The following is a 26,808-nucleotide window of genomic DNA, read 5'->3' as shown; positions in this document are numbered from 1 at the left end:
TGACTACTATATTGAAAGATCATATTTACACATTACAAATTTCTACTGATCATCCAAGGTCATTAACATTGCCCTATATATTTTCTAGTCCTTCTCTCTTTACATTTCTTTCCTTCGGCATACGACATACGGCATGTGAAAATATTGAAATTCATTATACTTATGCTCACGAAATTATAATTGGCGAACAAATTGCGAAGGAACTTTATCTCCCGTTTTCAACTACCGTTCATGCTTTCATTCAAAATCAAACACTTATATTAGGGCCATTAATCGGTATTTTCACAACAGGTTTTTCGGAATCAGCTTCTCATCCCATTGGCGACCGTTCCATCGGTTTCAAAGAGTTACTGACCACACCTCATTCTTTACACCCATTTGTTTTCTTATTTGGTGCACAACATATAAACTGGGATGAAGAAACAATTGATGGATACTTTTTCAGAGAGGGGAACTGGGCACAGTGTAAGGTTCCTTTTCCAAACGTTATTTATGATCGATTGCCTAATCGGCAAGCAGAGCTTTACAAACCTATTGTTCGGGCAAAAAAACAATTACAAACAAAATACGCCATTCCGTGGTTTAACTCAGAATTTTTCAATAAATGGAATATACATCAGCTTCTTATAAATGAAAAAACAGTCGCTTCCTTTTTACCTCAAACAGAAACATTTCAGCACTTCGAACAAGTAGAGCGTTTCTTATCATCATACAAACACATTTATATGAAACCTGCACATGGTAGTTTTGGGCGCGATATTTATCAAATTCTTTATTCTGCTTCAGAAAACCGTTATTATTGTCGTTATCGTGAGAAGAACCAGAATAAATTACGAAAATATCACTCTTTGGAAACACTTATCAATCATGTTATGCAAGGTCAGGATTTAAAAAAGTTTATCGTTCAACAAGGAATTGTATTATTACGTATAGATGGGCAGCCAATAGATTTTCGAATTCATACAAATAAAAATCGTTTTGGTAATTGGAGAGTTAGTGCTATCGTTGTCAAAGTTGCTGGAAAAGGCAGTATAACAACTCATATAAATAGTGGCGGAGAAGTAAAGCTACTCCAAGATATCTTTCCTGATGCAACGGAGCGTATTCGAATTACGAATAAATTAACAGATGCAGCCTTACAATTAAGTTCTATTTTGGATCAGCATATAGAAGGAAATATCGGAGAAATTGGTTTTGATTTAGGTTTGGATAAAGATGAGAAGATTTGGCTATTTGAAGCCAATTCCAAACCTGGAAGAACCGTATTTCAGTCCGAAAAATTACAAGAATATAATGAACTGACGAGACAGTTATTTTATGAGTATGCCATACATTTAACAGAACAGCATTCTTCTCATTCAAAAAAGCTATTACCAGAAGATAAAACTTCCATCCTATAATAGGTGGAAGTTTTTTCATTACATCAGTTTTACCATTAGTTCAGTTTGTGTGCCACACGTCCCGCAATAGAAAACATGAACACAATATTGCTCCGAACTCTCCCCTGTTAACCCGTCTACTGCACTTAATAAATCTTGATCCATATATGCGCTATAAGCATCTGTATAATCTACAACTTTCCCATAATCTTGGAGTACATTCATGCAAATTTGACAACTATATGTTTGAGCCTCTAGCGCATTACAAAGTGGACAGATTGCCATTGATAACTCCTCCAATCATAGAGGTTTCATATTTACGATTAGTGTGACCTTCTTTTAGAAAAATACAAATTAAAAAAACGAAATAAAATCATTCTTTTTAGGTGGGAGAGAGCATCCGGCCATGCATAGAAGCTGTCAAATCCTCTTCCTACGCCAGACCTTAGCAGAAAACCAATAAAGAAAAAGAGTGCTGGCCACCTCTCGTTATCCACAGCCGTGACGTATATGGTGAAAAATCAAAGTTGGTTTATTCATTTACAAAATTTACAATTTATTAAATCGCATATCTTTCTACGTAACACCCATACTATGATTACACTCATCTCAAACAATGGATTAGCGCCAAACGGGCGATAATCTGGTTCAACTCCAGCTAATCCAACCAAAAAAAACTTTTATACTCTAAGGAGGATATATTCCTATGGCAAACCAAAATAACCCATTAGTAGTACCAGGTGCAACAGCTGCAATCGATCAAATGAAATACGAAATCGCTCAAGAATTTGGTGTACAATTAGGAGCAGATTCTACAGCTCGTGCAAACGGTTCTGTTGGTGGCGAAATCACAAAACGTTTAGTAGCAATGGCTGAGCAAAGCCTTGGCGGATTCCAAAGATAAATATATATGGCAAAAAGGTCTCAGGGTATTCGCCCTGAGACCTTTCTTTTTACTGAAGCATTTGTAAAAATCGCTTCGTGCGTTCTTCTTTCGGATTTGTAAATACCTCTTCTGGTGTACCTTGCTCCACAACAACGCCGCCATCCATAAAAATGACACGGTTCGCAATCTGATGAGCAAAGCGCATTTCATGTGTTACAATTACCATCGTCATTCCTTCATTTGCAAGTTCCTTCATTACTTTTAGGACCTCTTGTACAAGTTCTGGATCTAATGCTGACGTTGGTTCATCAAATAATAAAACTTGTGGTTCCATCGCAAGCGCACGAGCAATTCCGACACGCTGCTGTTGTCCGCCTGATAGTTGGAATGGATATAGATTCATCTTGTCACCAAGTCCAACTTTTCCAAGGAAATACGTCGCTTTTGTCTTCGCTTCTTCTTTCCCCATCTTTTTCACTGTAACAAGCCCTTCCATAACATTTTGGATTGCTGTTAAGTGAGGAAATAGATTGTGATGCTGGAACACCATACCTGTTTGTATACGAAGATTTACAATATCATTCTTCGTTATTTTTTTAGAGAAATCCAGTTCTTTATCACCAATACGAACAATACCTGCATTTGGTGTTTCTAATACATTCAGGCAACGTAAAAATGTTGTCTTACCAGATCCAGATGGTCCAATAATTACAACAACCTCACCTTTTTCCACGGCTAAATCGATATGACTTAGTACAGTGTTCTCACCGAAACTCTTTTGTAAATGTTGAATTGAAATCATAAAAACAAAAACTCCTTTTGTAAAAGGATTATTTTAAAGTATAACGTTCTGAACGTTTTTCTAATATTTGTTGCACGATAGATAATAAGAAACAAATCACCCAATAAATAAGACCTGCTTCAAAATAAACAATTAAAAATTCATAGTTCATCGCTGCGATTTCCTGTGCTTTTCGGAACATTTCTGTTACTAAAATTAACGATGCTAATGAAGTATCCTTCACTAAGCTAATAAACGTATTCGAAAGTGGCGGAATCGATACACGTGTTGCTTGTGGTAAAATAATGCGTTTTAGCGCTTGTGGATATGTCATACCAATTGTATACGCTGCTTCCCATTGTCCTTTCGGAATAGACAAAATAGATGCACGAATAATTTCAGATGCATACGCACCAACATTTAATGAAAATCCAATAACAGCTGCTGGATATGGATCAATCTCAATTTGTAAAGTTGGAAGTCCATAGAAAATAATAAATAATTGTACAAGAAGTGGTGTTCCGCGAATAATAGATACATAGATACGAGCAATCCATTGTAAAATGCGACTATTTGAAATGCGAGCTAAAGCCGTGAAGGTCGCCAATATAATACCGATCACAAATGTGATAAGCGTTAATGGAATTGTCGTGAAAAGAGCACCCTCCAGCATAGGCTTGAAGGATGCTTGCATGATATCTATCCATGTAGATAATCGATCTGTAACGATTACACTACTTAGATACATTTTCACCGAACCATTTTTTCGTTATTTTGTCATACGTACCATCTTTTTTCATATCTTCTAACGCTTTATCTACTTCTTGTACTAATTTATCGCTACCTTTACGGAATAAAAACCCACTTTGTGATGCTTCTTTTTCTGTATCTGCAATTTTAATGTTTGCATCTTTTTTCGTTTGTAAATAGTTTAATACTGATAATTTGTCATTGATTGTGAAATCAACACGTCCTGAGTTAAGTAATTCTACTGCTTGGCTAAATCCTTCTACACCTTGGATTTCTGCGCCATTTTTCTTTGCAATGTCCGCATAGTTACTTGTTAAAGACTGCGCTGCTTTCAAACCTTTAATATCTGTAAATGATGCTGGCTTATCTTTATCTTTTCGAACGACAAGTGCTGCTGAAGAAGAAATATATGGTTTAGAGAAATCATATTTCTTTTGACGATCTTCACGAATTCCAACCTCGTTTGCAACCATATCGAAACGTTTTGCATCTAGTCCAGCAAGTAAGCTGTCCCATTGTGTTTCTTTAAATACTGGTTTCACGCCTAGACGTTTTGCAATTTCTTCTGCTAACTCAACGTCAAATCCAGTTAATTTATTGCTTGAATCATGGAATGTAAATGGTGGATATGTACCCTCTGTACCAATTACAAGTTCACCACTTTGTTTAATTTTTTGTAATGCATCTTGACTACCTGTATCTTTTTTCTCTTCTTTGCCACAGCCCGCTACAATTCCGATCGCTAGTGTAGCTACTGCAAGCACTGAAAATAATTTCTTCATGATATTAGTCCTCCAAGTATTCAGATAGGAATTTAAAAACTATATTGATTGTATGCAATCTTGAACAATTTTTCAATGAAAATGTTCGTGATTAGTGTATCCTTTTTTTTCATAATCAAACAACATGATATAAAACCAATACATACAAAAAATAAGTAACGTTTTTAAATATAGCATTTATAGAGGAAAAGGTAAAACAAAAAACCTTTCTTTTTAAATGAAAGAGAGCGGCCAACCATGCATAGATGCGGACAGGGCTGTTTTCGCCTCATGCCGCACGAAAAATCAATGTTGTTGCTTTTTGAGATAAAGAAAGGGAACTCCTATGATTTGAGTTCCCTTTCTCCATTTAAGTCCCTGTGGAATAATGAGTGTTCATTTATAAGAACTTTCGATAAACCTGTGTATTGTGAAGCGGCTTAAAGCCTAAAGAATTGTACAACCTCTCAGCACTTTCATTTCCCTCTAAAAAACATATTCGAATTTCTTTGTACCCTGCTTCTAACATCTCGTTCATACCGAATTGTAAAGCCTTACGTCCATATCCCTTTCCTTGGTGACTTGGCGCAACCATTAAATTATCTAATATCCCTTCCCCAGTCGTAACCGATGCAACAATTTGCTCACCTTCTAACACCAAATATACATTATTTTTATTGTTTAATTTGTATGTTTTTACACTGTCTTCTGGAGCGAGGTAAGGTTTAATATCATTCTTTTCATGCAGCTCGTAATAACATGCCTGCACCATTTTTACAAACTGATCAAAAAATCGATCTTCATATTTAATAAACTTAATTTCTGTTTTAGGAAAGGCCCCTCCCTTGTATACCGATTCAAGTGAACCCCACCATTTTTCAAACCCCATTTTCTTAGCAAAACCAGTAGGGTTTTCTGATTCGACTCTCATATAAGTACATACAAAATCCGGTTTTGTTTCAGAAATCACCTCTTCCATCGCTTTATATAATGTAGAACCAATACCCTTTAAACAGGAATCTGGTTCTACATAAACACTGATTTGAGCAATAGACTCTCCAGCACTATTTGTATAGACAGATGAGTATGAGAACCCTTCAATTCCATTTTGTTCATATAAGAGAAATTGCGTAGAATTTAGGACAATATCCTCTAAAGAACCTACCTCTTCTTCTATCTCCATACTTTGTATTAGATGTAATATACTGACCTTATCTTCTTCCCTATAAGCACGTATCATTTAAATAATCCCCATCTCCCATTGCATAATTAGCCTGATGCGTATTCCACGACCCTATCCTTTAACGGCACATCGCACAATCATTAGTCCTATGTTTGTTGTCCAGAATTTGAAACCAACTCAAATCCACTTTACGTTTCCCTTCTTCTGAGCACAAAGAATACGCCTCATCAATTTCGCCAATACCTTAAAACGATATCGGCGCACAGAGGGCAGGTGCCCCTGTTTCTCAACACCTTTAAAAGAGCTTGCTACATTAGCAAGCTCTTTTAAGAATCTAATACACAATACCCAATCATTCCGCACAATAGCAAAAAGAAAGCAATGTTAAATGTAACTGATAATTCTTCCATCCCTATCTCCCCCTTTCCTCCAACATATCACATGGATAAGGAAAGATACGGAAGCATTTGTAAACATTGCTTTAAAGTTTTCTGAACATTTCGTGAAAGTTACGCACTTTGACTTCCTTCCATTTGTGTTTTGTACATTTCGTAATAACGACCTTTTTTCTGTATTAATTCATCGTGAGAACCCTTTTCGAGAATCGTTCCCCGGTCGAGTACAATAATTTGATCCGCGCTCTTAATGGTTGAAAGGCGATGTGCAATGATAAAGGTTGTTCTTCCTTTCTTTACAACCTCTAGCGCGCCCTGAATCATCGCCTCTGTCTCTGTATCAATACTTGAAGTCGCTTCATCTAATACTAAGATGGCAGGATCAAATGCTAGCGCACGTGCGAAGGATATAAGTTGACGCTCTCCAGTTGAAAGCGTACTTCCTTTTTCCGTAATTTCTTCTTCTATATTGTTAGCAAATCGCTCTGCTCCTACATCGTGCAGTGCTTTTATAACTCGATCATTTGAAATCTTTGGATGCTCTAAACTTACATTTGAAGCTACCGTACCACTAAATAAAAATGGATCTTGCAGCACAATCCCCATATGCTCGCGAAGTGCCTGCTTTGGTATATCTTTCACATCATACTCATCAATTGTAAGTTTTCCTTTTTGAAACTCATAAAATTGGAAAAGTACATTCATAATGGAACTTTTCCCAGATCCAGTATGACCAACAAGAGCAATCGTCTCTCCTTTTTTCGCCTCGAAAGAAATATTTTTTAACACCTCATCTTTTCCGTTATAAGAAAATGAAACATTATCAAATCGAACATTTCCATTCAGACGCGGGATACGCTCTTCCTGAAGTACTTCTCCCTTTTCATCCAACAGTTCAAATACACGTTCCGATGCAACCCGCGCTTGCTCTAAATTCGCGAGCTGATTTACCATATTTGTAATTGGTGAGAAGAGCCTTGTTAAATAATCGACAAATGCATACAGCACTCCTAAAGAGACAACCCCAGCAGCACTCAAAGAGGCGCCGCCAAAATACCAAATAACGGCCGTAAAAGCAATATTACGCAAGACTCCTACTAAGTTATGGGATGTCGCTGCATTTAAATTTAAAATTTTATTTTGATACTTAAAGTAATCTTCATTTAATTCTTCAAATTCTTTCTTTGTTGTACGTTCTTGACGAAATGCCTGGATGATAGGCATCCCTTGGATTGATTCATTCACTGTTCCATTAATATCTGATAACCGAGAGCGCATCTTATGATTGTACACCGAAGCATATTTTCGATATACAACAGCCCAAACAATTAAAATTGGTATGATGATTAAACATAGAAGCGCTAATTTCATATCAAGTAAAAATAAAGCAATAAAGATTCCAATAATATAAATAAAACTAGAAGCAAATGTCGCTAAAACTGTTACATATAACTCACGAATCGCCTCTGTATCATTCGTTACACGCGATACAATTTTCCCTGCTGGTAAATGGTCGAAATAACGGATCGGCAGGGTTTGAATATGAGAAAAAACATCTTCGCGCATAATTTGAATGATTTTATTCGATGCTTTCTGTAAGAAAAACTGCTTACCATATGCAAATAAAGATACAACTAATAATAGTGCAAAATATCCTCCGCCAAGTAAAAGCAATCGTTTCATCTCAGGTTCATAAAACGAATATACCTCTTTAGCTGTTAACATTTTTGCTTTATACACTTGCGTTGCTTTCCCACTTTGAACTGTAACGATATCTCCCTTTACAGAACGCGTTCCCTCTGCTGCAATTTTGTTAGGTACAAAGTAATAAGTGAAACCGACCTGTATAATACGAACTTCTTTTCCTTTTTGTTCCCCTTGTTCAAAACGGTCGCTTCGCTTATACCAAGTGCCGTTATATAATACTGCGTCCTCACCTTGCCCCGTTTCATACCAAGGCTTCTCGATGCCGACAATATGATCATCAATCATTACCTTTGCCACAAATGGCCCTGCGAGCTCTGCAATAACGAAAATAAATAACATTGCAAGTGCCACAAAAATCGTTCCTTTTACTTTCATGGCGTACTTAAATAACCGCTTTGAAACACTCATATTTTCACCTCACCCTCTATATTCTCACCCTGTTGTCTTTCAAACTGCTCCGCATACCAGCCGTCATTAGAAACGAGTCTATCATGCGTTCCCTCTTCTATGATTTCACCATTATCCATAACGAGAATCCAATCCGCATGCTGCACAGCTGACAGGCGGTGCGTTGTTATAATTGTTGTTTTTCCGCTTCTTTCTCTTCTTATATTTTCAATAATCGCCGCTTCCGTTCTGGCATCCACAGCCGATAATGAATCATCTAAAATTAAAATTTCTGGATTTTGAATAACAGCTCTCGCTATTGAAATCCGTTGTTTTTGCCCGCCAGATAAAGAAACACCTTTCTCTCCAACAAGCGTCTCTAATCCTTCAGGAAGAAACTCCAAATCTTTTTTGAATGCCGCGATTTCAATAGCCTTTTCAAGTTCCTCCTGACTTGCTTCCCTGTTTCCAAACAAAATATTTTCGCGTGCTGTTTTTGAAAATAGAATATGCTCCTGCGGTACATACCCAACCCAGCCTCGCACGCTTTCAGTTGAAATTTGACCAAGCGTAATGTCTGACACTGTAATATCCCCTTCTCCAAGTGGATACTGGCGAAGAAGTTGTCGAACAAGAGTCGTTTTACCACTCCCTGTTTTCCCAACAACGCCAAGCGTTTCTCCTTGTTTTAATGAAAAAGAAACATTTTTCAAATTAAGTTCAGGTGAAGCCGGATACGAAAAGGAAACTTTATCAAAATCGATATACTCTGGTTCGTGTACACGCATCGGCTTTTTCACGTTCTTCACGTCAGGCTCATACGCTAACGTTTCATTAACACGATCTAGCGAAGCATTCCCCCGCTGCATGACATTAATTAATTCACCAATCGCAAACATTGGCCAAATCATCATCCCAAGGTAAACGTTAAAGGAAACAAGTTCCCCAAGCGTCACCTTTGATTGGAAAACTAAAAACGCTCCATATACAAGACCAATTAAATAGCTAAGACCAACTAACATCTTCACAGTTGGCTGAAACAGTGCATCAATTCTTGCTACTTTCATATTTTTTTCATATACATCTGTTCCTAATTGATGGAATCTTTCTTCATCCGCTTTCTCCTGCACATATGCACGAATAACACGCACGCCTGCAATCGATTCAAGTACTTTATCATTCATATCCCCAAACGCATCTTGCGCAACGGTAAAGCGTTCATGTAACTTCTTCCCATATATATTCATCGCATATGCCATAATCGGCAGGGGAAGAAGCGCCGCAATTGTAAGTTGCCAACTAATTGAAAAGCCCATCATAAAAACAATTGTGAGCATATATAAACTAGAATCAACGAGCGTCAATATCCCAAATCCTGCAGTCATAGCAATCGCCTTTAAATCATTTGTCGCTCTCGCCATTAAATCACCAGTACGATTTTTGTGATAAAAGGTCGGTGTCATTTTGAGCAAGTGTCCCATAAATTTTGAGCGCATCGTTTTTTCAAGCACGAATGCCCCGCCAAATAATTGGTGCTGCCATACATACGTGAGTACATATCCAACTATCGTCGTCACGACTAAGATCCAAATATATTTCATAATTACTTCGCTTGTTAAAGACCCTATTTTTATATGATCAATTGTTAAACCGATTACTTTTGGAGGAATTATCTCTACTACATTTACAATTAAAAGCGCTCCAATTGCGATACTGTACCTCTTCCAATGTTCTTTAAAAAACCATGTTAACTTTTGTAATACTGAAAACAATGAAATCTCTCCCTTCTCGATCTTGTTTCAGTCTATCTCTGTTATCCACTATCAAAAGGCCCCACTTTTACATTGCGTAAATTGTACTGTTTCATCATTACATCTCACCTTCCATATTTTTCTTTATCGAAACCATACAAAGTATGGAAACAACCAAAAGTAAAGACAAAAAAGCGCATACCGCCGCTTGACGATATGCGCAAAAACGCATAAAAGCGTACGTTACGAAATACGCAGCGTACGCTTTTTTGAAAACAAAAAAGCACTATCTTTCCGTACGGGTTGCGTAATGATATAAATGTTTTCCACCACGTAATACAGCTAAGCCAGTCATATTTACCATTACAATCATTACACACACCTCCTTGTTTTATTTTCCATTTTTAATTTTATAACTTGAGCAACTTTTCTGTCAATTGTTTTTTCATTATTTTACCAAAAAACTTTTATCACAAAAAATGAAAGATATACACTCCCTTTTCAATACTCGAAAAAAATTATCTATCAATAATATTATGATAACCTTATATTCCACTTACAAATAAGGTAAATCCCTTTCAGAAAGAGCATGCAAAATAAAAATCATATAAGAAATCATTCCCATAAATATTTTATTTAAAAAATATTATCCCCCCCCACAATCACCATATACTCACTCTTACAAGTTGCTATTTTAGGAGGACAAATCCTGTTAGAAGCTAATCTACGGCCGTAGATTAGCTTCTTTTTTATATAAATACAAATTGAAAAGCCTTTCTTTTTAGTTAGGAAGAGAGCGTCCGGCCATGGATAGAATCGTCAGTTCCTTTAAGCGAGAACAAAAGGAGAAAGCGAGCGGAGATTACCTTTTATTTTCATAGCCACGACTTAAGTGCTTGAAATTGAAATCCCCCCACTTCACTTCATTTAGAGAAGATGGACTTCTCAGTTAAAATGGATACATCTATGTTGGAAAATCAAGTCGGATATATATTCTTTTATTCCCTATTCACTTATCTCATATGCTTTAGGGTTACTACTCATTACCCAATCCATTACATTCTCTAATAAAGATACAGAGTAATTATGTTGTTTTTCTAGATTCAAGCGAGACAAAATATCAAAAATATTTTTTGTATTTTCTTCAATACTCACTGCATCTACAAAATGGACTACATTAGGAGAAACAGTATTCATATATTGAAAATACTGCTTTTGTGGTTCTATAAGCCTTAGATGTTTTTCAAAGTTACTTCGTCTTTGGGTCGTATCATTTTCTTTCCTTTTTCTTAATTCTGTTTTACTTGTAGAAAGATGAATGTAGACACCCGGAAATCCTATCTGTTTCCGTTTCATTTGACTTACATAAAACTCTTTCAAAAACGGTAAAGTTTGTGGAAACTCCCCCTCATAAATCCAGTTATACCAAATGGGCTGAAAAATATCTCCATCAAATAAAACTACATCATACGATTTTAATTTTTCTTGTGCGAGTTGCCATCTTTCAACTTGCCTTTCGAGATACCAATTTTCCGGTTCAGGATTAGGGCGCTGAAATAAGAAATTTACTTCTGGAATCACATAAGCATTGTACAACTCCGCAATCCTTTTACACGTCGTCGTTTTACCAATACCACTGGCACCTTCTAAACAAATTAGCGTCATACCGTACCTCCATTTACTAATTACTATGTAATTCTTTTTCCGAAACACGATTTCACTATTACGCTTCAATAGTTTAACACATAAATTGACCGAACTTCTTTTACTAACAAATTGTTCGCTATAGTCTGACTATTACCATATCCATTGACGTATAAAAATACATTTGTTACCCTTGATTATGTTAATTTAATACATAAATCCTCATTCGTATCTCGGTGAGGTAGAGGTTGCAGTCATTAAGAGTATCATTTCAGGAGATGTAGTGGCATCAATGAATGAATGGGAAAGGAATGGTTGCCGAAGTAAGACATGCCCACTGTGCATTCTTGCTGGGTCTGCTATTTAATAAGTGCAGAACTGTCACAAACAATTTGTTTGTGGAGAGCTATCGAGAGGTATGTCGTGGGTTTCCTATAAGATAGAAAGCACGTAGCGACAATGACACGTGCTTTTTTTGTTTTGTATGAAGCTTACCTTACTTCCTTTTTGGAAGACATACATATCTCCTCGCTTGACTTGGTTATACTAACTTGGGAGGTATTCTTTTATGCAACAAAAAAAATGGGGCTTTTGGGTACTGACAGCATTTGTTGTCGGCAATATGGTTGGCGCTGGTATTTTCATGGTGCCTAGTACATTAGCACAAACAGCAAGCCCACTCGGTGTTACATTAGCTTGGTTAACAACAGGATTTGGTGTTTTAATGCTAGCTCTTGTTTTCGGTAATTTGGCAATTCGTCGTCCTGATTTAACAACAGGGCCACAAAGTCATGCATATGCTTTATTCTCATCACCAAAAAAGAAAAAAATGGCTGGTTTCAGCATAGTTTGGGGCTACTGGGTCGCAAACTGGGCAAGTAATGTTGCTATTATTACATCTTTTGCAGGTTATTTATCACTCTTCTTCCCTATTATGAAAGATACACGTATCTTATTTTCAATCGGCTCTTTCGATGTGGAAGTTGGAAAACTGATTACATTCTGCATCTGTTCTTGCTTACTATGGGGAACACATATGATTTTAACAAACGGTGTAAACGGAGCCGGGAAATTAAACTTCCTAGCAACAACAACAAAGGTGACTGGATTCCTTCTATTTATCGTTGTTACTTTGTTTGCATTTCAAGCTTCTAAATTTGGACAATGGTACACACCAATGATTGATAAAGAAGGCGTGTCACATGGACTACTTTCACAAGTAAATTTAGCTGCCCTTACAACACTTTGGGCATTTATCGGTATTGAATCAGCCGTTCTTTTATCAAACCGTGCGAAATCGCCAAAAACGGTAAAACATGCTACTGTAGCTGGCTTATTAATAACTGTTGCCATTTATTTAGGAATTACAATTTTAACAATGGGTGTTCTTCACATTGATAAACTACAAACTTCTGAACGTCCATTAGCTGATGCATTAAATGCTGCAATGGGTCATGGCGGTGGGAAATTAATGGCACTCCTTGCCCTTACTTCCCTATTCGGCTCTATCTTAGGCTGGATTTTATTAAGCTCAGAAGTACCGTATCAAGCGGCAAAAGAGGGGTTCTTCCCTTCCTTCTTTGCAAAAACAAATAAAAAAGGAAGTCCTATTTACTCATTACGATTAACAAACATTATGTCACAAGTATTCTTATTCTCAACATTATCAGGGACAATTGCTGAGGCCTATACATTCGTTATTACTGTCTCAACCTTAGCCTACTTAATCCCTTATCTCGTTTCACCGATCTTCCAATTAAAACTTGTTGTAACTGGTGAAACGTATAAAAATGAAATGAGCTCACGAATTATAGATGGTATTGTCGCATTCATTGCCCTTTGCTATGCACTATGGGTTATTAAAACGGGATCCTCAGATATAAAAACATTCCTTCTTGGAATTGGCTTATTTGTAATTGGTTTCGCCTTTTATCCATTAATGAATCGTGATCAAAAAAGAAATAAAAACGAACAAGTTGCTTAAAGCAATTTGTTCGTTTTTATTTTGGTACAAGAAAGAAACCTTTATAATAGATGATAGAGGTGAAAAACATGTCAATTGAAACGCTATGGAGCGATCGCTTTCAAAAACATCTTCAAAACAGCATAATGTATTTTTTCCGGATGATTAGTGGTTTATTGTATAGCTTCATCTTTATCTCGTGTATCGGTGCTTATTATTACGCCAAGTTTTTAAAAACAGCTCCTTCTAAAGGAATCTCATTATTACTCATCACAACTGTACTTACAATCGTTATAACGAGATGTAAGATCCGTACTTTTATCCAAAAGCCTGACGCTGTCTATTTACTGGCACTTGAAGAGAAATTAACACCTTATTTCAAACAATCTCTTTTCTATAATTACGCCATACAGCTTTTCCCATTACTATTTACGTTTCTAATCATTACACCGCTGGCAATACAAACATTACAGACACCTGTTCCATTCTTATGTACGATCTTTTTCATTTTAATGTTAATAAAAGGTTGGAACCTGTATATCAATTGGATATGGCGTGATCAATATAACAGCCAAATCTGGTTCATCATTCGATTCACTTGTAACGCACTGATTCTTTATATGCTCTTTCAGTCCGTATCAGTCGTTCTATTCGGTGCTGTTCTCTTGCTTCCAGCCTTTATACTTATTTATACAGTAAAACAACCAACAAAACGAATTAACTGGGAGTATATCATTGAACAAGAAGAAAAAATGGACATGCACTTTTACCAATTTGCAAGCTTTTTCACTGATGTTCCGCAGCTGAAAAAACAAGTAAAGAAAAGAAAATGGCTAACAAATTGGATAGAACCTATATTACATAAAAACCAATCTACTTTTTTATATTTGAACACTTTATCATTCTTACGTGCAAATGATTATTTTGGAATATACATTCGATTAACTGCCATTGGTTCTTTTATTTTATATTTCGTACCAAATATATTTGTAAAAGGCGCTATTACTTGTTGTCTCTTATATATGACCTCGATGCAACTGCGTTCCTTGTGGAAATATTTTTCGGGAAATACTATTGTGGCATTATATCCGATTGCATCTGAAGAGAGGGTACGTCAATTTCTTATTCTTTTATTTTCATTAGCAGTCGTTCAGCTGGCGGTATTTTCTATTATTATATTCGCTTCACTACAGCAGTTTTTACCTATCCTTTCAACTGTTATAGTCAGCATATTTTTCATTAAATTTATTATCGTACCAAAAACAAAAAAACGAATTTCTTCATCGGAAATTTAAATGAATGATTGTGTATTCTGTTTTTATATTTTCAACAATTAAATAGATTAGGAGAAGTAAAATAAGTACATTAAAGAAAGTATCTATATAACATAACTAATGAAACACTCATTAAATAGCAAAACTAACTCTAGAAGATATGTACCTAGGATGATGTATCTTCAATTTATTGAACTACCCCACCTACCTCTACACGCGCTTGAGGTGGGGGATTCTCCTGTTTCGGTCCTAGCCAAAACAGTTCCCCTCGATAAAATTGTTTATAGAACCTATAGACACACTAAAATATCTGCTTCATTTTATTTTATATAAACGAAAAAAAGAACTCATTAGAAGATGAGTTCTTTTTCGGCTCGTGTTCTTCAAATAAAATTTTTAAAAGAAGACAGTTACAATTGTTACATTTATATATTATGGAATCAAATATTTATTTTAGGAATTACCATAATGTAATAAAAATTCACAATGCTCACGCTACACTGCGATAATTTTCTTGTTCTTCTTTTTTCTGATTAGGTGGTTGAATTAAAATAGCGATAATAAATGACACAACACACAATACGCCAATCACCATAAAAGTTGGTTTAAATCCACCTAGGCTGGTTGCTTAACTGTATTGGTTATATTGCTAGTTTCTTATTTCTTTTGAATTGACTTTCTCTTTTTACAACGCTGTTTTCGTAAGAATTGTTGCTATCTTGACCATACTGATAAAAGGTTGACTTTCAACTAGTAAATTAGATTTAAAGGAGGGTTAACATGAAAGATGAATTAAGTATAAATATCTATTTAGATGAAACTGATACTCCGTTTTCAAGATATTATAGCTCAGATGATGTTCACCTAAGCTCTGACCTTGAAGATTTTATTTTGTCAAAGCTACACAGTGGCAAAAGAAAAGAAGTAGAAATATTTTTTTCAGGTCAGAATGATTTTGATGAAAAGTCATTGAAGACTGCCACATTTAACACTTTTTCTAACCTTTTGAACGAAGAGGAATATACATATGCTAGAAATGTCAAAAAGGCTATTGTTTTATTTGTGATTGGTATTATTATTGGGGTGATATTCTTGAAGCTTTCAAGCAATCATGCCTATATTGCAGGAGTATTAAGCATTGTGTGTTGGGTTTTTATTTGGTCAGGTACAGAGGTTTATTTTTTTGAAAATCAGCAAATCAAACGAGACATTAGAAAATGCAAGAATATTCTAAATGGTAATGTGTACAAAAAATAGAATTTTAGCAAATATTTACATTTGTGAAGCTGATTTTCAGATTCTATCTTGTGCATTTATTTGGGTTATTGTTTGGACTTGGAAATTGTGATGAAGATTAATATCGCCAGACGAAGAAAGCATATTTTCCCGTTCTCTCTTTTTCTACCACTTGCATTTTTCGTTCCACATCATTCATAGCTATTGTTATTCAAATTAAGAAGCTACTAGTAAAAAAAGAGAGCAGATTATCTGCTCTCTTATGATGCCTCATTATGTTTAGAGGAGTGCTCAACACTTCCCATTCTCTTCAATTTATTCCATCCCACAGCTACTCCTCGAATAGATGAAAAGACAGATTTAATTACAACATAAGTCATAAATTGACGATAAATAAAACGTTGTAAAATTAACCACGCTAATGGTTTAGGATTCTCTTTCTCTAATTTAAATGCGAAAAGAGAAGCGAAAAGATCCATTACAAAGAACACAAGATAAAATCCTAAAACTTTTAGAGGATTGCTACCAAATAGCCCCATAATCATTAATATATCTGCTAAAGGAGCAATGAATTGCAGAACATATTGAAATAGCCACATATTAGGTAATGCAACAAACCCTAATGTTTTATGCTTTGGATTAAACAACGCCTTTCGATGTTTCCAAAGACATTGCAGTGTACCATACGACCAACGATATCGCTGTTTAATGAGACTTTTCACATCTTCAGGCGACTCCGTATAAGCATACGCTTCTTCTTCATATACAATTCGATGCCCTTGACGTAAAAATGTTATAGTAAGATCCGTATCTTCTGCAAGTGTATCTTCGCTTAAATATCCAGATTCAACTACATTCTTTTTACGCCATGCCCCAATAGCTCCAGGAACTACCGTGATACAATCCAATTCATCAAAGGCTCTGCGTTCTAAATTAAATCCTGTAATGTATTCAACATGTTGCCAAGTAGTTAACAAATTCCGTCTATTTCCCACTTTGACATTTCCTGAAACTGCCGCTACATTATGATCTTCAAAGTGCCTAATCATTAGCGAAATAGCATCTTGCGCAATAATAGTATCCGCATCTAAAGTGACAATGATTTCTCCTCGTGATTTTTGAAATCCTAAATTCATCGCGGATGATTTTCCACCGTTTTCCTTCTGAATTAAACGAACTTTAGGATGTTTATGGAATGCTTCTTGAATTACTTTTGACGTATCATCTTTCGAGCCGTCATCAACAACAATAACTTCAAAATCTCTATAATCACTATCCAAAATTGAGCGGATGGTCTTGGCTATAACCTTCTCTTCATTATATGCTGCTATCACAACACTAACGGAAGGCTGATAAGACGAATTAGTAAATAAACGGGACCTTGTTTTCCTTTTTTGCTTGAATGCAAAATAAATTAAAAATAGGAATCGGAAAATACCTAATCCAATAGCAATATAAAAAATAGTTGTTAATATGTGCTTAGCATATCCCGCTCCAGAAAAAACAGCTTTATTGTAAAGTAAATATTGCTTACCCTCAGAAGAAACGGGAGGCATAACTTCATCTCGTTCTTTATTCATTAAATCTGAAATTGTTACAAAACTATATCCATGCTTTTTAAGGTCTTTAATAATCATTGGCAGCGCCTCTACCGTATGAGTACGATTCCCTCCTGCATCATGGAGAAGAACAACATTACCTTCCCCCTTATAAATGGGATTAAGAGCACGCTTTACCAATTCATTTGTTGATGGCGTCGCCCAGTCCTCAGGATCAACTTTTTCTGCCACCATTGTATAGTTCATATTTTGTGCACGCAAAATAGGCAATATTTCATTTGATGAATCCGGGTTAGCATCTGCTTCATATGGTGGCCTAAATAAAACCGTAGAATGTCCAGTTATTTCCTGAATCAGGCGCTGAGTTGTATTCAGTTCTACTTTTGTTCGTAGTAAAGACGTATCAGCTACGTTAGGATGCTTGAAGGTATGATTGCCAATTTCATGCCCTTCATCGTATATTCTTTTAACAAGACTAGGATTTAGTTGAGCGTTTTCACCAAGTACAAAAAAGGCTGCTTTTACTTTATTCTCTTTTAATATATCTAGAATTTCCGGTGTGTATTTAGGATCTGGTCCATCATCAAATGTTAGTACTACTTGTTTTCCTTTTGGTTTTCCATAGCGCTGCACTTGATATGCAGATGGTAGTGATTGATACACTTCATCTGTAAGATAACCTTCTTTGCCTACTTTAAAATCTCTTAATCCATTTTGTCTTTCATTCTCAATCTGTAAAATTTCGCCTTGTCCAGAATAATTTACTTCATCTAAACTAGCGATTTTATGTAATGCATCAGGATTTTTTTGTATTTCAATAGGATCTTTTAAAGCTTTCCATACAGTAGGATCTTCTGATCCTAGTCTCCATAATGCAAACCCCTTTGCATTGTTGTTCATTGCGATTTTTACTTGATTATAAAGAGTAACACTATCTAAGAACCAAGCAGTATGTTCCTTCGCTCCTTTTTTATATCGAAAATAAGGATTTCCACTAATCTTATCCCATTGAATTTTTATATTTGAATCATGAGCCATTGTCATAACTTCTGAGAAAGTTAAAGACTTCGCAGGTGCTTTACTCTTTACTTCCCAATCATATCCATAATTACCAAAAGCAACGATAAGTTTCTCAGAGGGAATGTCTAGTTCATTGAGCGTATGTTCAAACCATTTATTTGAAGCAATTGGTCCTGGTTTCCCTGCCCCATAGTGTTCGTCATACATCATGACAATCATACGATCTATTACTTTAGCTAATGCACCATAATCAAAGGCCTTATCATTAGCAGGGACATCTTGAGTTACGAGCAAATGATGTTTGTGAAAGACCGTAGTAAGTTCTTTCATGAAATCTGTTAATTTATCTCTATCACCTTCAGGTATTGACTCAAAGTCAATATTAATACCCGCAAATTGATTCTCTTCAATTCGCTTTACTAAATCATTAATAAACTTTGTCTGTACATTATCTGGAGCATTCAGTAACTTATGAATAAGTTTACTATCAGGACCAGAAGCTTCTTGAGTATAGTTAGTAAGCAAAGGCATAATTTTCACATGATTTTTTTTTGCCAACTGTACAATCTCAGGTTTAATCTCACTACTAATTGTTAAGTTTGCTTTTAAGTGATACCACTCTGGTACTAACATGGTTAATGAATCAATATTTTCTTTTAAAGAAGCAGTACTATTTTCATCCCAGTTTACATAAAAACCATAAACTTCTTTAGGTTGTTCACCATTGCCTGTTGATTTTCCCGAATTTTCATTATTCTTTTTTTCGGTATTAGGAGATTTGAATTCTTCCTTCTTTAACTGCTGGTCGCTGAGTTTTTGATTAATAGGTACAAGCTTAGTATCTTGCTTTACAGAAGGATTCATATTTGGAATTTCTGGTGTTGAAAAAATACTTCGAAAGAAAAAATAAAATACAATACTTACGCTAACTATTGAGATACATAGAAACCAACTGAAAGCTATTTTTCTTCTTCCTTTAGGATCATAAAAAACGGGTTTTGATTTATCTGTCTCTTGTTGAATTTTTTTCTCCATTATTTTTTTACATACTCCTTTTCTATTTATTCTGAATACAAACGCAAACTATTTTAATAGATAGACCTTCTAGGGTTTTGGTGCGAAAATAGCTTAATAGGAATATAGAACAGTAATTTTCTGTTAACTTTGAGATCAAACGACTAATCCAAATAACCTATGAATGACTTCAACCTCATTTTGAGCAGATTTCACCCTTTGGTGAAGTTGCCCTTTTTTCATCATATGCATGGCTTCGATACCTCTCAAAATCAAGGTTGCTGTACGAAATGATTTCAATCCTAACATGGAACGAACCCTATTCTTCAATATTCTATGGATTTTTCTTTTCTTTCCCCTGATGTTGCGTGACAGGAACGTTTTTGTCCTCTTTTTTATGCCCGTTATTTGCGTTTATATTGCCTTTATTTTCTTGCTGAGGCTCTTTATTTTCTTGTTTATATCCTTTACCGTTGTTTTCTTGCTGAGGCTCTTTATTTTCTTGTTTATATCCTTTACCGTTGTTTTCTTGCTGAGACTCTTTATTTTCTTGTTTATACCCTTTACCGTTGTTTTCTTGTTGAGATTCTTTATTTTCTTGTTTATGTCCTTTACCGTTGTTTTCTTGCTGAGACTCTTTATTTTCTTGTTTATGTCCTTTACCGTTGTTTTCTTGCTGGGACTCTTTATTTTCTTGTTTAGACTCTTTACCGTTGTTTTCTTGCTGATGCCCATTATTTCCTTTTGATTGCTGGGGTTGCTGTTCCTGGGATTGCTTTTGTTCTATTTGCTCTTGCTTCTCAAATCTTTCTTCTTTTACAGGAGACAAATCCGCTGATGCATCGGATGATGACTTTGGTTGCGAATGTCTCTCCTGAGGGTGTTCCTCCTGATTAGACGGCGGTGCAGGAGGAGTAAGCGATTTCTTCTTCTCATTCTCTTGCTTTATATAGGCGCCTATGCTGACTCCTGCTTTCTTGGCATTCTCTCGCACTTGCATCGTACTGCTTTGATATACGACTGTAACATGTTTTGTCTCATACTCTTTCTTTAATTCTTGCATAGCCTTTTCCAACTGGGGTTCTAGCGACTTGTCCTTTGTAACAGCTGTTAGCATAACTTGCTTGTCATTCGTTAAGTATCCATCCTCTTGACTTTGCTTTACAATGGTACGTACTACGTCTTGCAAAGGTTTATTTTTCCATCGTTTCATTTCTTTTAAAATGCGCTTTCCATCATCATTACAAGCTCGCAAATCTATAACACGAAGATCCTTTGTTACGCTTGCCTCTAAACTTGGATTAATATCAATTGAGACATAAGCGAATGCTTTTTCTTCCGGTTGGTAGTAGAAAAACAGAAACACACATAGAAAACAAGCAACAAGTAATGATACGGGCTTTAAAAAAGAAGGGATTGAAAAACGCGGTACTCTTTGTTCTTGTTCGTTAAACGAGATTTCCTCTCCAATCATATAAGAGTGCGATTTTCTTTTAAACGTAATAAACTCTCCATCCGGAGTTAAAACAACTACGCTACGTTTTTTTATATCCATCACAATCCCTTTATTCATCATGCTTCCCCCCTCTTATATAATCAAGAATATATGTATAGTTGTTTGCAAAGATAATACACATTGCAATAATGTATTTTCTATGCCGCTCCAACGTTTTCCGACTTGCCCTAACACGCGGTTCAATGTGTTTAAGCGGTAACTTTTTCTTTCGGAACAGCTCTTCCATCATTTTCTCTTCTTTTATAATAATCTTTACAATTTCTATTAAGTGCTCACGCGTATCACGATGCTTTGGAGATTCCTTAGCAAGCTCTGAAAATGTGATTTTAAACTCAGCTAGCACAATTTGAAAATGAAGAATTTCCTCCTTACGGTTTCTGTTTTCCATCTCTTTCATATACTCCGTAAGCGATACCTGCATTTCTACCATTTCCTCTTGCTGGTCTTCTTTTAAAAAGACGAGATTATGCTTAGACTCCTTGCGTATATAGTCAATTACATCTCTTTTTATAAGAAGCTCAGCAAACGCTAGAAAAGATTTTCCTTTTTTATATGAATACTGTTCAATTGCTTGATTAAACGCAAACAATCCAATGCTATATTCATCATCCTGCTCCGTAATATACCGGCAGCAGACAGACGAGATTGATTTTCGAATAAAAGGCCGATACTGTGCGATAAAAGCTTCCTTATCTCCTCCGTTGTTTTGTATGTTAAATACGATATCTTCTATGGTCGGTTTGTTTATGATCTTCATCACTAAACTCAACACTAGTAATCCCCCTCCCTCCTTTTGCTTCAAATAGCAAAATGGTCACTAAAAAAGTGACCATTTCACCACATTTTCTTACTACTTTTCTTTGTGCTTGTCCTCTTTCTGTTCTTTATGCTTTTCGTGACCGACCTTTTTACCGTTGTCTTGATGATCATTCTTTTCTGTTTGACCCTTTTGGTTTGATTGCTCATGCTTCTCATGAGAAATAGGCGGTTTATGTGCTGGTTGCGCTGGTTTTGCTGACTGTGCCGGTTGTGCTGGTTGCGCTGGTTTTGCTGGTTTTGCTGGTTGCGCTGGTTTTGCTGGTTTTGCTGGCTGTGCCGGTTGCGCTGGTTTTGCCGGTTGTGCTGGTTTTGCTGGTTGCGCTGGTTTTGCTGGTTTTGCTGGCTGTGTTGCTTGTTCTGGTTGCGTTACTTGTTCTGGTTGCGTTACTTGTTCTGGTTGTGCTGAAGTCACTTCTGTATTTTGATCTGATTTCTTGTTTTCTTTTGCAATAGCGTCCGCTTGTTTTTCTTGCTCTTTCTCTATTTTAGCTGCAATCTTTGAAAAACTCTTCTCTATATTTTTGGTAATTGCGGCTTTTGCTTTCTGATTTTTCACTTGATCTAGCACTTTTGCTAATGCTTCGATGTTGTTTCCGATGTGCACTTTTACTTTCGCTGCTTCTTTTTCTTCTTCGTCAGCAGATTTTTCTGTTTCTGCTTTCTCTTCGCCAGAAAGCTTATCTGCTTTTTCTAAGTCTTCCGCCGCTTTTTCTAATGTATCTTGTGTAAGATTTCCTTTTCCTTTTTCAATTAGTACACTTGCTTCAGTAATTCGTTCTGCGGCTTGCTCAGACAATAGCTTCGCTTTCTCTAAATCGTTTGTCGCAAGAGCCATTTTAATATCTTCAACCATAGTTTTCACAAAATAAAAAACGTCACCTTGTACTAAAGATGTTTTTTCTGTTTCCGTTGTTTTTATCGCATCTGTGTTTTCGCTAGCATACGCTGCTGTTCCTATCAGAAACGAGCTGCATGCCATCATAGTTACCATAGTGCCTTTTAACAGTGTTTTTTTCATAATGATTTTTCCCCCATTTTCTTTCCTCACTATATATATTCGGAGGAAAGAAAAATTTTATGGGGGTCAAAAAAATATTTTTTTATAAAAATAGATAAATAATTTTTTCAAAAATAGAAAACTGACAATTTCATCAATTTTTCCATAGATTCATATGTAAAAATACTCGCATTCATTTTATCTCAGTTCTGGTGCAAAAATGTTTGATCACATATATAAAAGATGGGAGCCCTACGATGAACAACACTTAAACTTTAACGCCCCCAAGTAACTCTGAGGAAAACCAAAGAAATATTAGTTTGCAAACATTAAGGGTCATTGGACTCATTGTATTAATTAGTGGTTATACCATTGTCACACTCTCTGAAGTAGGTGAACTGAAGAACCTTTTAATGAACCCAGGCACTAGCAATACATTAGCTGAAGCAGACGTTTTTTTTAATGGAATATAAAAAGCGAATCATTATAAAAACGATTCGCTTTTTATATATTTCCTTATCCTATATGAGGTATGTTTTCTTCACGGTATTCTGTCCTACTAATTGCTTTTCTAAATAATAAAATACTACTTACACCCACTAGAAAATAAACGAAGCTCATTCCCCATGATGCTATAAAAGAACCTAGCATAATGCCTAATGCGCCATTCATTTTGGCTACTTGAAAAACCATTCCGTTAATCGCCATATAAGAACTTCTCGCATTATCTGGTACCATGTCTGCCATAATGGATTGACGAACCGGCACATACATCATCTCACCAACCGTTTGAAAAAGCCCTGCTATTAATAAAATCCACAAACTATTACTCGATCCAAGTATTGTAAATCCAACTGTATAGATAAACAAGCCAACATATAGAATTTTCAAGTCATTAAAACGTTTCATCATTTTAATCACAAGCGCTGAAAATAAAACAATCAAAATCGTATTCTCTGCGGAAATCCAACTTAGCATGCGGATACCTGTTAGATCAAAACGAATATCGTTGCCAAATGCAAAGTGCATCGTTTCAAATTCTTTTTGCAAGCGTACACCTAAATAATTATTGATCTGAAATTCTAACGATAACGTACATATACTTGCCAAACAAAATATCAAAAATGCCCTGTCTGTCATAACAACCTTGTAATTTTCAGCCATTTCTTTTAAAACATGCTTCTGTTTTGTCTTTTGCTGAGTAACATATACTTCTTCCATATATGCTGTAATCAAATACAATGTCAGTAATGCTACTACTGTTAATACGACAAACAGTTGAAAGCGATAGTGTTCAAATAATAACCCTCCAAATATCGCCCCAATCGCAATAGACAAGTTGATTGCCCAATAATTGATACTGTACATTACCTTTCTATTCTCTGGTGTACTCACATCAATTAACATCGCCTCTGTCGCCGGGTTCATAAGCCCTGAACCAAGGTTATTCATTAACATAAACACGAAAGTAAGCCAAGGTGAATCTACATAATCTGAATTTGCAATTCCCATACAAGCAATTGAAACAACTTGTATCACTTGTCCTATAACCATAACCTTTTTTCGCCCTAATCGATCTCCAATATAACCGCCATAAAGCCCGATAATTAGCGCTGCCATTACGTTCACTAATAATAAAACGCCTGCAAGAGCACTTCCAAGCTTTACTGAAAAATAAATTGCCATAAACGGGAAAATCATCGTTGATACCGTACGTGTTAAAAATGAAGTTATAATTCTAATTTTTATATTCCGATGCATGCTCCAAAATCCCATTTGTTCTCTCCCCCTTATGTGTATTCATTTTACTTTGAAAAAAAGGGAGAAAAAGGTTAGAATATTCTAAAGAATTTCCCCTTTTAGAAAGAAGGAGTCGTTTAAACATGAAAGTGATGGACTACTATATTCAACTACGATTGCATGATCCAGAAAAACAGTACATACATAATAGCTTGCAAGAACTAGCCGATATTTTATACTGCAGTACAAAAAACGTGAAAATTGTACTTAGAAAAATGACTGAAGAAAAGTTAATTACGTGGATACCAGGACGTGGACGAGGAAATAAAAGTGAAATTCTCTTTCACCATACCATTTCAGAAATAGTTATTCCCTATGCCGAATTCCTATTACAACAAGATAAATTAAAGGAAGTATTTCTTCTTTTGAAAGAACCGTTTCCTATTTCCCTTCGAAAAGGTTTAGAAGACAAACTACAACAACATTTTGGATACAGACCTTTAAACGATATGTATGACGTGTTAAAGATACCTTGTTCGAGAAAGATATTACCGCTTGATCCAGCATTTGCAGCTGTCACAACAGAGGGTCACCTCATTAGTCAAATTTTTGATACGTTAGTTGTTTACAACTACGCCACAGAAGAAATTGAGCCACATCTCGCTCATACTTGGGAAGTGAGTGATGATCAACTTACATGGACTTTTCATTTACGCAAAGGCGTTCAATTTCATAATGGAACCATTTTATCTTCTAAAGATGTTCAATTTTCATTTGAAAGACTACGGTGTGTTCACTCTCCCTACGCTTGGCTAACAGAAGAGATTGTACAGATTGGAACACCATCACCATTTCAAGTAAGCTTTCATTTGCGAAAGCCAAACTTGTTTTTCCTACATTATGTAAGTTCAATACAATTAGCTATTCTACCTCATGATGCAGAAATACAGAATCATCATTATATCGGGACAGGCGCATTTCAATTACATTGTTATGATGATGATCAAGTTATATTAGAAGCATTTGCCGATTATTTTAAAGAACGTGCTTTACTTGATCGTATTGAATTTTGGCGGATTCCGGAACATGCACAAATACATACACATTATGAACTGCCAAATACTGAACATACAAAAGAACACGAAGTACAAATAGAAGAAACCGGCTGTATATATGCTGCATTCAACTTTACAAAACCCGGTCCCCATCATGATATTTATTTTCGAAAAGCTTGGAGAGAGCTATATGATGTTGAATCGATTATTCGCGATTTACAAGGAACGCGCACAATTCCCGCATTCAGCTTCTTTCCAGAGAGAAGTCGGATAGCAGAAAAACAATCCTATTCTTTACAGAAGGCTAAATATTACTTACAGAAGAGTACCTATCAAGGTGAAACTATACATATGTATTTCTTCTCCTTTAAAGATAGTGCCCGTGATGCCATCTGGCTAAAAGAACGTTGCCAAGCCTTAGGCATACAAGTGGAATTGCACCCTTTTCCAGTCTCAGACTACTCGGATCGTTCTATTGATCAAAACGCAGATATTATTTTAATGGGAGAAGTTTTGAATTCAGATATAGAAATAGCTTTTCTCAATATATTTAAAAGTAAAAGCTGCTTTATTAATCGATTCATGCATTCTCACTACAAAAAGCAGATTGATTGTTTACTAGATACGTTCTTAGCAGAAGAAAATAAAGAAAAGCGCTATAAACTTATGTATGAAATTGAAGATTTTCTTCAAACAGAATATATTGTTCTATTTAATTATCATGTTTTTAAGAAGAAAACATATCCCTCTTCTTTGAAAAACGTAACAATTGACTCTTTTGGTTGGACCGATTTTTCAAAGCTCTGGATTCATCCTACGGAATCAGCTAAAGCGTATTGAAATCAAATTAATTAACTATTTATATATCCATGTTATATTTCCGACATATAAGTCGCATTTATGAAAACAAAAGAAGTTCTTCACTCATTTTCTCCTTCTGTTTTCACATGACATGGGGCTAAATGATCGGTCCCCTTCCCCTCTTAAAAGA

Annotated in this window: 20 protein-coding genes, 2 pseudogenes and 1 riboswitch; of the genes and pseudogenes, 7 read left to right on the top strand and 15 right to left on the bottom strand. The window is 35.7% G+C overall.

The window, feature by feature from the left end; translation table 11 throughout:
• The first annotated feature begins 11 nt into the window (after positions 1–11).
• The gene (locus BLV40_RS15095) at positions 12–1,400 is read left to right on the top strand and encodes a YheC/YheD family endospore coat-associated protein (protein ID WP_090691328.1); all 1,389 of its coding nucleotides are present in this window, start codon (positions 12–14) and stop codon (positions 1,398–1,400) included.
• An 18-nt stretch (positions 1,401–1,418) separates the two neighbouring features.
• Here the strand turns inward: BLV40_RS15095 and BLV40_RS15090 are convergent, their stop codons facing one another.
• Positions 1,419–1,664 (bottom strand): hypothetical protein, encoded by a 246-nt coding sequence (locus BLV40_RS15090; RefSeq protein ID WP_026590727.1) that lies wholly within the window; start codon positions 1,662–1,664, stop codon positions 1,419–1,421.
• Between the two features lie 421 nt (positions 1,665–2,085).
• On the opposite strand from BLV40_RS15090, the gene BLV40_RS15085 reads away from it, so the two are divergent.
• Complete coding sequence (locus BLV40_RS15085; protein ID WP_026590728.1) at positions 2,086–2,283, top strand: alpha/beta-type small acid-soluble spore protein; 198 nt, start codon at positions 2,086–2,088, stop codon at positions 2,281–2,283.
• Between the two features lie 49 nt (positions 2,284–2,332).
• On the opposite strand, the gene BLV40_RS15080 is transcribed toward BLV40_RS15085, so the two are convergent.
• From BLV40_RS15080 to BLV40_RS15035, 7 genes are all read right to left on the bottom strand, one after another.
• Positions 2,333–3,067 (bottom strand): amino acid ABC transporter ATP-binding protein, encoded by a 735-nt coding sequence (locus tag BLV40_RS15080; protein ID WP_090691325.1) that lies wholly within the window; start codon positions 3,065–3,067, stop codon positions 2,333–2,335.
• Positions 3,068–3,095: 28 nt separating this feature from the next.
• Positions 3,096–3,794 (bottom strand): amino acid ABC transporter permease, encoded by a 699-nt coding sequence (locus BLV40_RS15075; protein ID WP_026590730.1) that lies wholly within the window; start codon positions 3,792–3,794, stop codon positions 3,096–3,098.
• A complete protein-coding gene (locus BLV40_RS15070; protein WP_026590731.1) occupies positions 3,781–4,578 on the bottom strand; it encodes an amino acid ABC transporter substrate-binding protein in 798 nt (265 codons plus the stop codon). Before BLV40_RS15070 ends, BLV40_RS15075 begins: the two co-directional genes overlap by 14 nt.
• 379 nt (positions 4,579–4,957) lie before the next feature.
• Complete coding sequence (locus tag BLV40_RS15060; protein ID WP_090691322.1) at positions 4,958–5,797, bottom strand: GNAT family N-acetyltransferase; 840 nt, start codon at positions 5,795–5,797, stop codon at positions 4,958–4,960.
• 452 nt (positions 5,798–6,249) lie between these two features.
• Positions 6,250–8,250 carry an ABC transporter ATP-binding protein gene (locus BLV40_RS15055; protein WP_090691319.1) on the bottom strand — a complete coding sequence of 667 codons (2,001 nt, stop codon included), beginning with the start codon at positions 8,248–8,250 and terminating at the stop codon, positions 6,250–6,252.
• Positions 8,247–10,001: an ABC transporter ATP-binding protein gene (locus BLV40_RS15050; RefSeq protein WP_026590734.1), complete on the bottom strand. Its 1,755-nt coding sequence runs from the start codon at positions 9,999–10,001 to the stop codon at positions 8,247–8,249. The genes BLV40_RS15055 and BLV40_RS15050 overlap by 4 nt, the downstream gene beginning before the upstream one ends.
• Before the next feature lie 984 nt (positions 10,002–10,985).
• On the bottom strand, positions 10,986–11,645 hold the full coding sequence (locus BLV40_RS15035; protein ID WP_090691313.1) for an AAA family ATPase: 660 nt from the start codon (positions 11,643–11,645) through the stop codon (positions 10,986–10,988).
• Between the two features lie 213 nt (positions 11,646–11,858).
• Positions 11,859–12,041, top strand: a riboswitch (Lysine riboswitch).
• A 151-nt stretch (positions 12,042–12,192) separates the two neighbouring features.
• Here BLV40_RS15035 and BLV40_RS15030 point away from each other — a divergent pair.
• Together BLV40_RS15030 and BLV40_RS15025 are read left to right on the top strand one after the other, a co-directional pair.
• Positions 12,193–13,608 carry an amino acid permease gene (locus BLV40_RS15030; RefSeq protein WP_026590736.1) on the top strand — a complete coding sequence of 472 codons (1,416 nt, stop codon included), beginning with the start codon at positions 12,193–12,195 and terminating at the stop codon, positions 13,606–13,608.
• Positions 13,609–13,676: 68 nt separating this feature from the next.
• Complete coding sequence (locus tag BLV40_RS15025) at positions 13,677–14,882, top strand: ABC transporter permease (protein WP_090691310.1); 1,206 nt, start codon at positions 13,677–13,679, stop codon at positions 14,880–14,882.
• Between the two features lie 469 nt (positions 14,883–15,351).
• On the opposite strand, the pseudogene BLV40_RS28065 reads toward BLV40_RS15025, so the two are convergent.
• Positions 15,352–15,480: pseudogene (locus BLV40_RS28065) on the bottom strand (oxalate/formate antiport family MFS transporter); the annotation flags it as partial.
• Between the two features lie 161 nt (positions 15,481–15,641).
• Here BLV40_RS28065 and BLV40_RS15020 point away from each other — a divergent pair.
• Positions 15,642–16,118 (top strand): hypothetical protein, encoded by a 477-nt coding sequence (locus BLV40_RS15020; RefSeq protein ID WP_090691307.1) that lies wholly within the window; start codon positions 15,642–15,644, stop codon positions 16,116–16,118.
• 239 nt (positions 16,119–16,357) lie between these two features.
• On the opposite strand, the gene BLV40_RS15015 is transcribed toward BLV40_RS15020, so the two are convergent.
• The 5 genes and pseudogenes from BLV40_RS15015 to BLV40_RS29365 all read right to left on the bottom strand — a co-directional run bounded on the left by BLV40_RS15015 (position 16,358) and on the right by BLV40_RS29365 (position 23,043).
• Positions 16,358–19,711 (bottom strand): trifunctional glycoside hydrolase family 18/polysaccharide deacetylase/glycosyltransferase family 2 protein, encoded by a 3,354-nt coding sequence (locus BLV40_RS15015; protein WP_090691304.1) that lies wholly within the window; start codon positions 19,709–19,711, stop codon positions 16,358–16,360.
• A gap of 135 nt (positions 19,712–19,846) precedes the next feature.
• Positions 19,847–20,035, bottom strand: a pseudogene (locus tag BLV40_RS15010) (DDE-type integrase/transposase/recombinase); the annotation flags it as partial.
• Positions 20,025–21,263 (bottom strand): anti-sigma factor domain-containing protein, encoded by a 1,239-nt coding sequence (locus tag BLV40_RS15005; RefSeq protein ID WP_090691303.1) that lies wholly within the window; start codon positions 21,261–21,263, stop codon positions 20,025–20,027. The pseudogene BLV40_RS15010 and the gene BLV40_RS15005, both read right to left, overlap by 11 nt.
• A complete protein-coding gene (sigI, locus tag BLV40_RS15000) occupies positions 21,256–21,978 on the bottom strand; it encodes an RNA polymerase sigma factor SigI (RefSeq protein ID WP_026590742.1) in 723 nt (240 codons plus the stop codon). Before sigI ends, BLV40_RS15005 begins: the two co-directional genes overlap by 8 nt.
• 78 nt (positions 21,979–22,056) lie before the next feature.
• Positions 22,057–23,043: a DUF5667 domain-containing protein gene (locus BLV40_RS29365; protein ID WP_244525412.1), complete on the bottom strand. Its 987-nt coding sequence runs from the start codon at positions 23,041–23,043 to the stop codon at positions 22,057–22,059.
• Positions 23,044–23,342: 299 nt separating this feature from the next.
• Between BLV40_RS29365 and BLV40_RS28645 the strand changes: the two genes are divergently transcribed.
• Entirely contained in the window at positions 23,343–23,495 is a 153-nt protein-coding gene (locus BLV40_RS28645; protein ID WP_170833668.1) for a hypothetical protein, read from the top strand.
• 43 nt (positions 23,496–23,538) lie between these two features.
• On the opposite strand, the gene BLV40_RS14980 is transcribed toward BLV40_RS28645, so the two are convergent.
• On the bottom strand, positions 23,539–24,798 hold the full coding sequence (locus tag BLV40_RS14980) for an MDR family MFS transporter (RefSeq protein WP_090691300.1): 1,260 nt from the start codon (positions 24,796–24,798) through the stop codon (positions 23,539–23,541).
• A 107-nt stretch (positions 24,799–24,905) separates the two neighbouring features.
• Between BLV40_RS14980 and BLV40_RS14975 the strand changes: the two genes are divergently transcribed.
• The gene (locus BLV40_RS14975; protein ID WP_090691297.1) at positions 24,906–26,657 is read left to right on the top strand and encodes an SgrR family transcriptional regulator; all 1,752 of its coding nucleotides are present in this window, start codon (positions 24,906–24,908) and stop codon (positions 26,655–26,657) included.
• The last annotated feature ends 151 nt before the right edge of the window (positions 26,658–26,808 follow it).

It is taken from the genome of Bacillus sp. 166amftsu (genome assembly GCF_900107445.1).
GTDB classification, from domain to species: domain Bacteria; phylum Bacillota; class Bacilli; order Bacillales; family Bacillaceae_G; genus Bacillus_A; species Bacillus_A arachidis.
The sequence above is the reverse complement of the archived record's forward strand: the minus strand, read 5'-3'. Positions and strand labels throughout refer to the sequence as shown.

What these genes read in the sequence shown, in the direction of transcription:
- BLV40_RS15025 (WP_090691310.1), top strand. Translation starts at nt 13,677, where the DNA reads ATGTCAATTGAAACGCTATGGAGCGATCGCTTTCAAAAACATCTTCAA.
- BLV40_RS29365 (WP_244525412.1), bottom strand. Translation starts at nt 23,043, where the DNA reads ATGAAAAAAACACTGTTAAAAGGCACTATGGTAACTATGATGGCATGC.
- BLV40_RS15005 (WP_090691303.1), bottom strand. Translation starts at nt 21,263, where the DNA reads ATGAATAAAGGGATTGTGATGGATATAAAAAAACGTAGCGTAGTTGTT.
- BLV40_RS15090 (WP_026590727.1), bottom strand. Translation starts at nt 1,664, where the DNA reads ATGGCAATCTGTCCACTTTGTAATGCGCTAGAGGCTCAAACATATAGT.
- BLV40_RS14975 (WP_090691297.1), top strand. Translation starts at nt 24,906, where the DNA reads ATGAAAGTGATGGACTACTATATTCAACTACGATTGCATGATCCAGAA.
- BLV40_RS15035 (WP_090691313.1), bottom strand. Translation starts at nt 11,645, where the DNA reads ATGACGCTAATTTGTTTAGAAGGTGCCAGTGGTATTGGTAAAACGACG.
- BLV40_RS15080 (WP_090691325.1), bottom strand. Translation starts at nt 3,067, where the DNA reads ATGATTTCAATTCAACATTTACAAAAGAGTTTCGGTGAGAACACTGTA.
- BLV40_RS15075 (WP_026590730.1), bottom strand. Translation starts at nt 3,794, where the DNA reads ATGTATCTAAGTAGTGTAATCGTTACAGATCGATTATCTACATGGATA.
- BLV40_RS15085 (WP_026590728.1), top strand. Translation starts at nt 2,086, where the DNA reads ATGGCAAACCAAAATAACCCATTAGTAGTACCAGGTGCAACAGCTGCA.
- BLV40_RS15060 (WP_090691322.1), bottom strand. Translation starts at nt 5,797, where the DNA reads ATGATACGTGCTTATAGGGAAGAAGATAAGGTCAGTATATTACATCTA.
- BLV40_RS15070 (WP_026590731.1), bottom strand. Translation starts at nt 4,578, where the DNA reads ATGAAGAAATTATTTTCAGTGCTTGCAGTAGCTACACTAGCGATCGGA.
- BLV40_RS15020 (WP_090691307.1), top strand. Translation starts at nt 15,642, where the DNA reads ATGAAAGATGAATTAAGTATAAATATCTATTTAGATGAAACTGATACT.
- BLV40_RS15015 (WP_090691304.1), bottom strand. Translation starts at nt 19,711, where the DNA reads ATGGAGAAAAAAATTCAACAAGAGACAGATAAATCAAAACCCGTTTTT.
- BLV40_RS14980 (WP_090691300.1), bottom strand. Translation starts at nt 24,798, where the DNA reads ATGGGATTTTGGAGCATGCATCGGAATATAAAAATTAGAATTATAACT.
- BLV40_RS15055 (WP_090691319.1), bottom strand. Translation starts at nt 8,250, where the DNA reads ATGAGTGTTTCAAAGCGGTTATTTAAGTACGCCATGAAAGTAAAAGGA.
- BLV40_RS15030 (WP_026590736.1), top strand. Translation starts at nt 12,193, where the DNA reads ATGCAACAAAAAAAATGGGGCTTTTGGGTACTGACAGCATTTGTTGTC.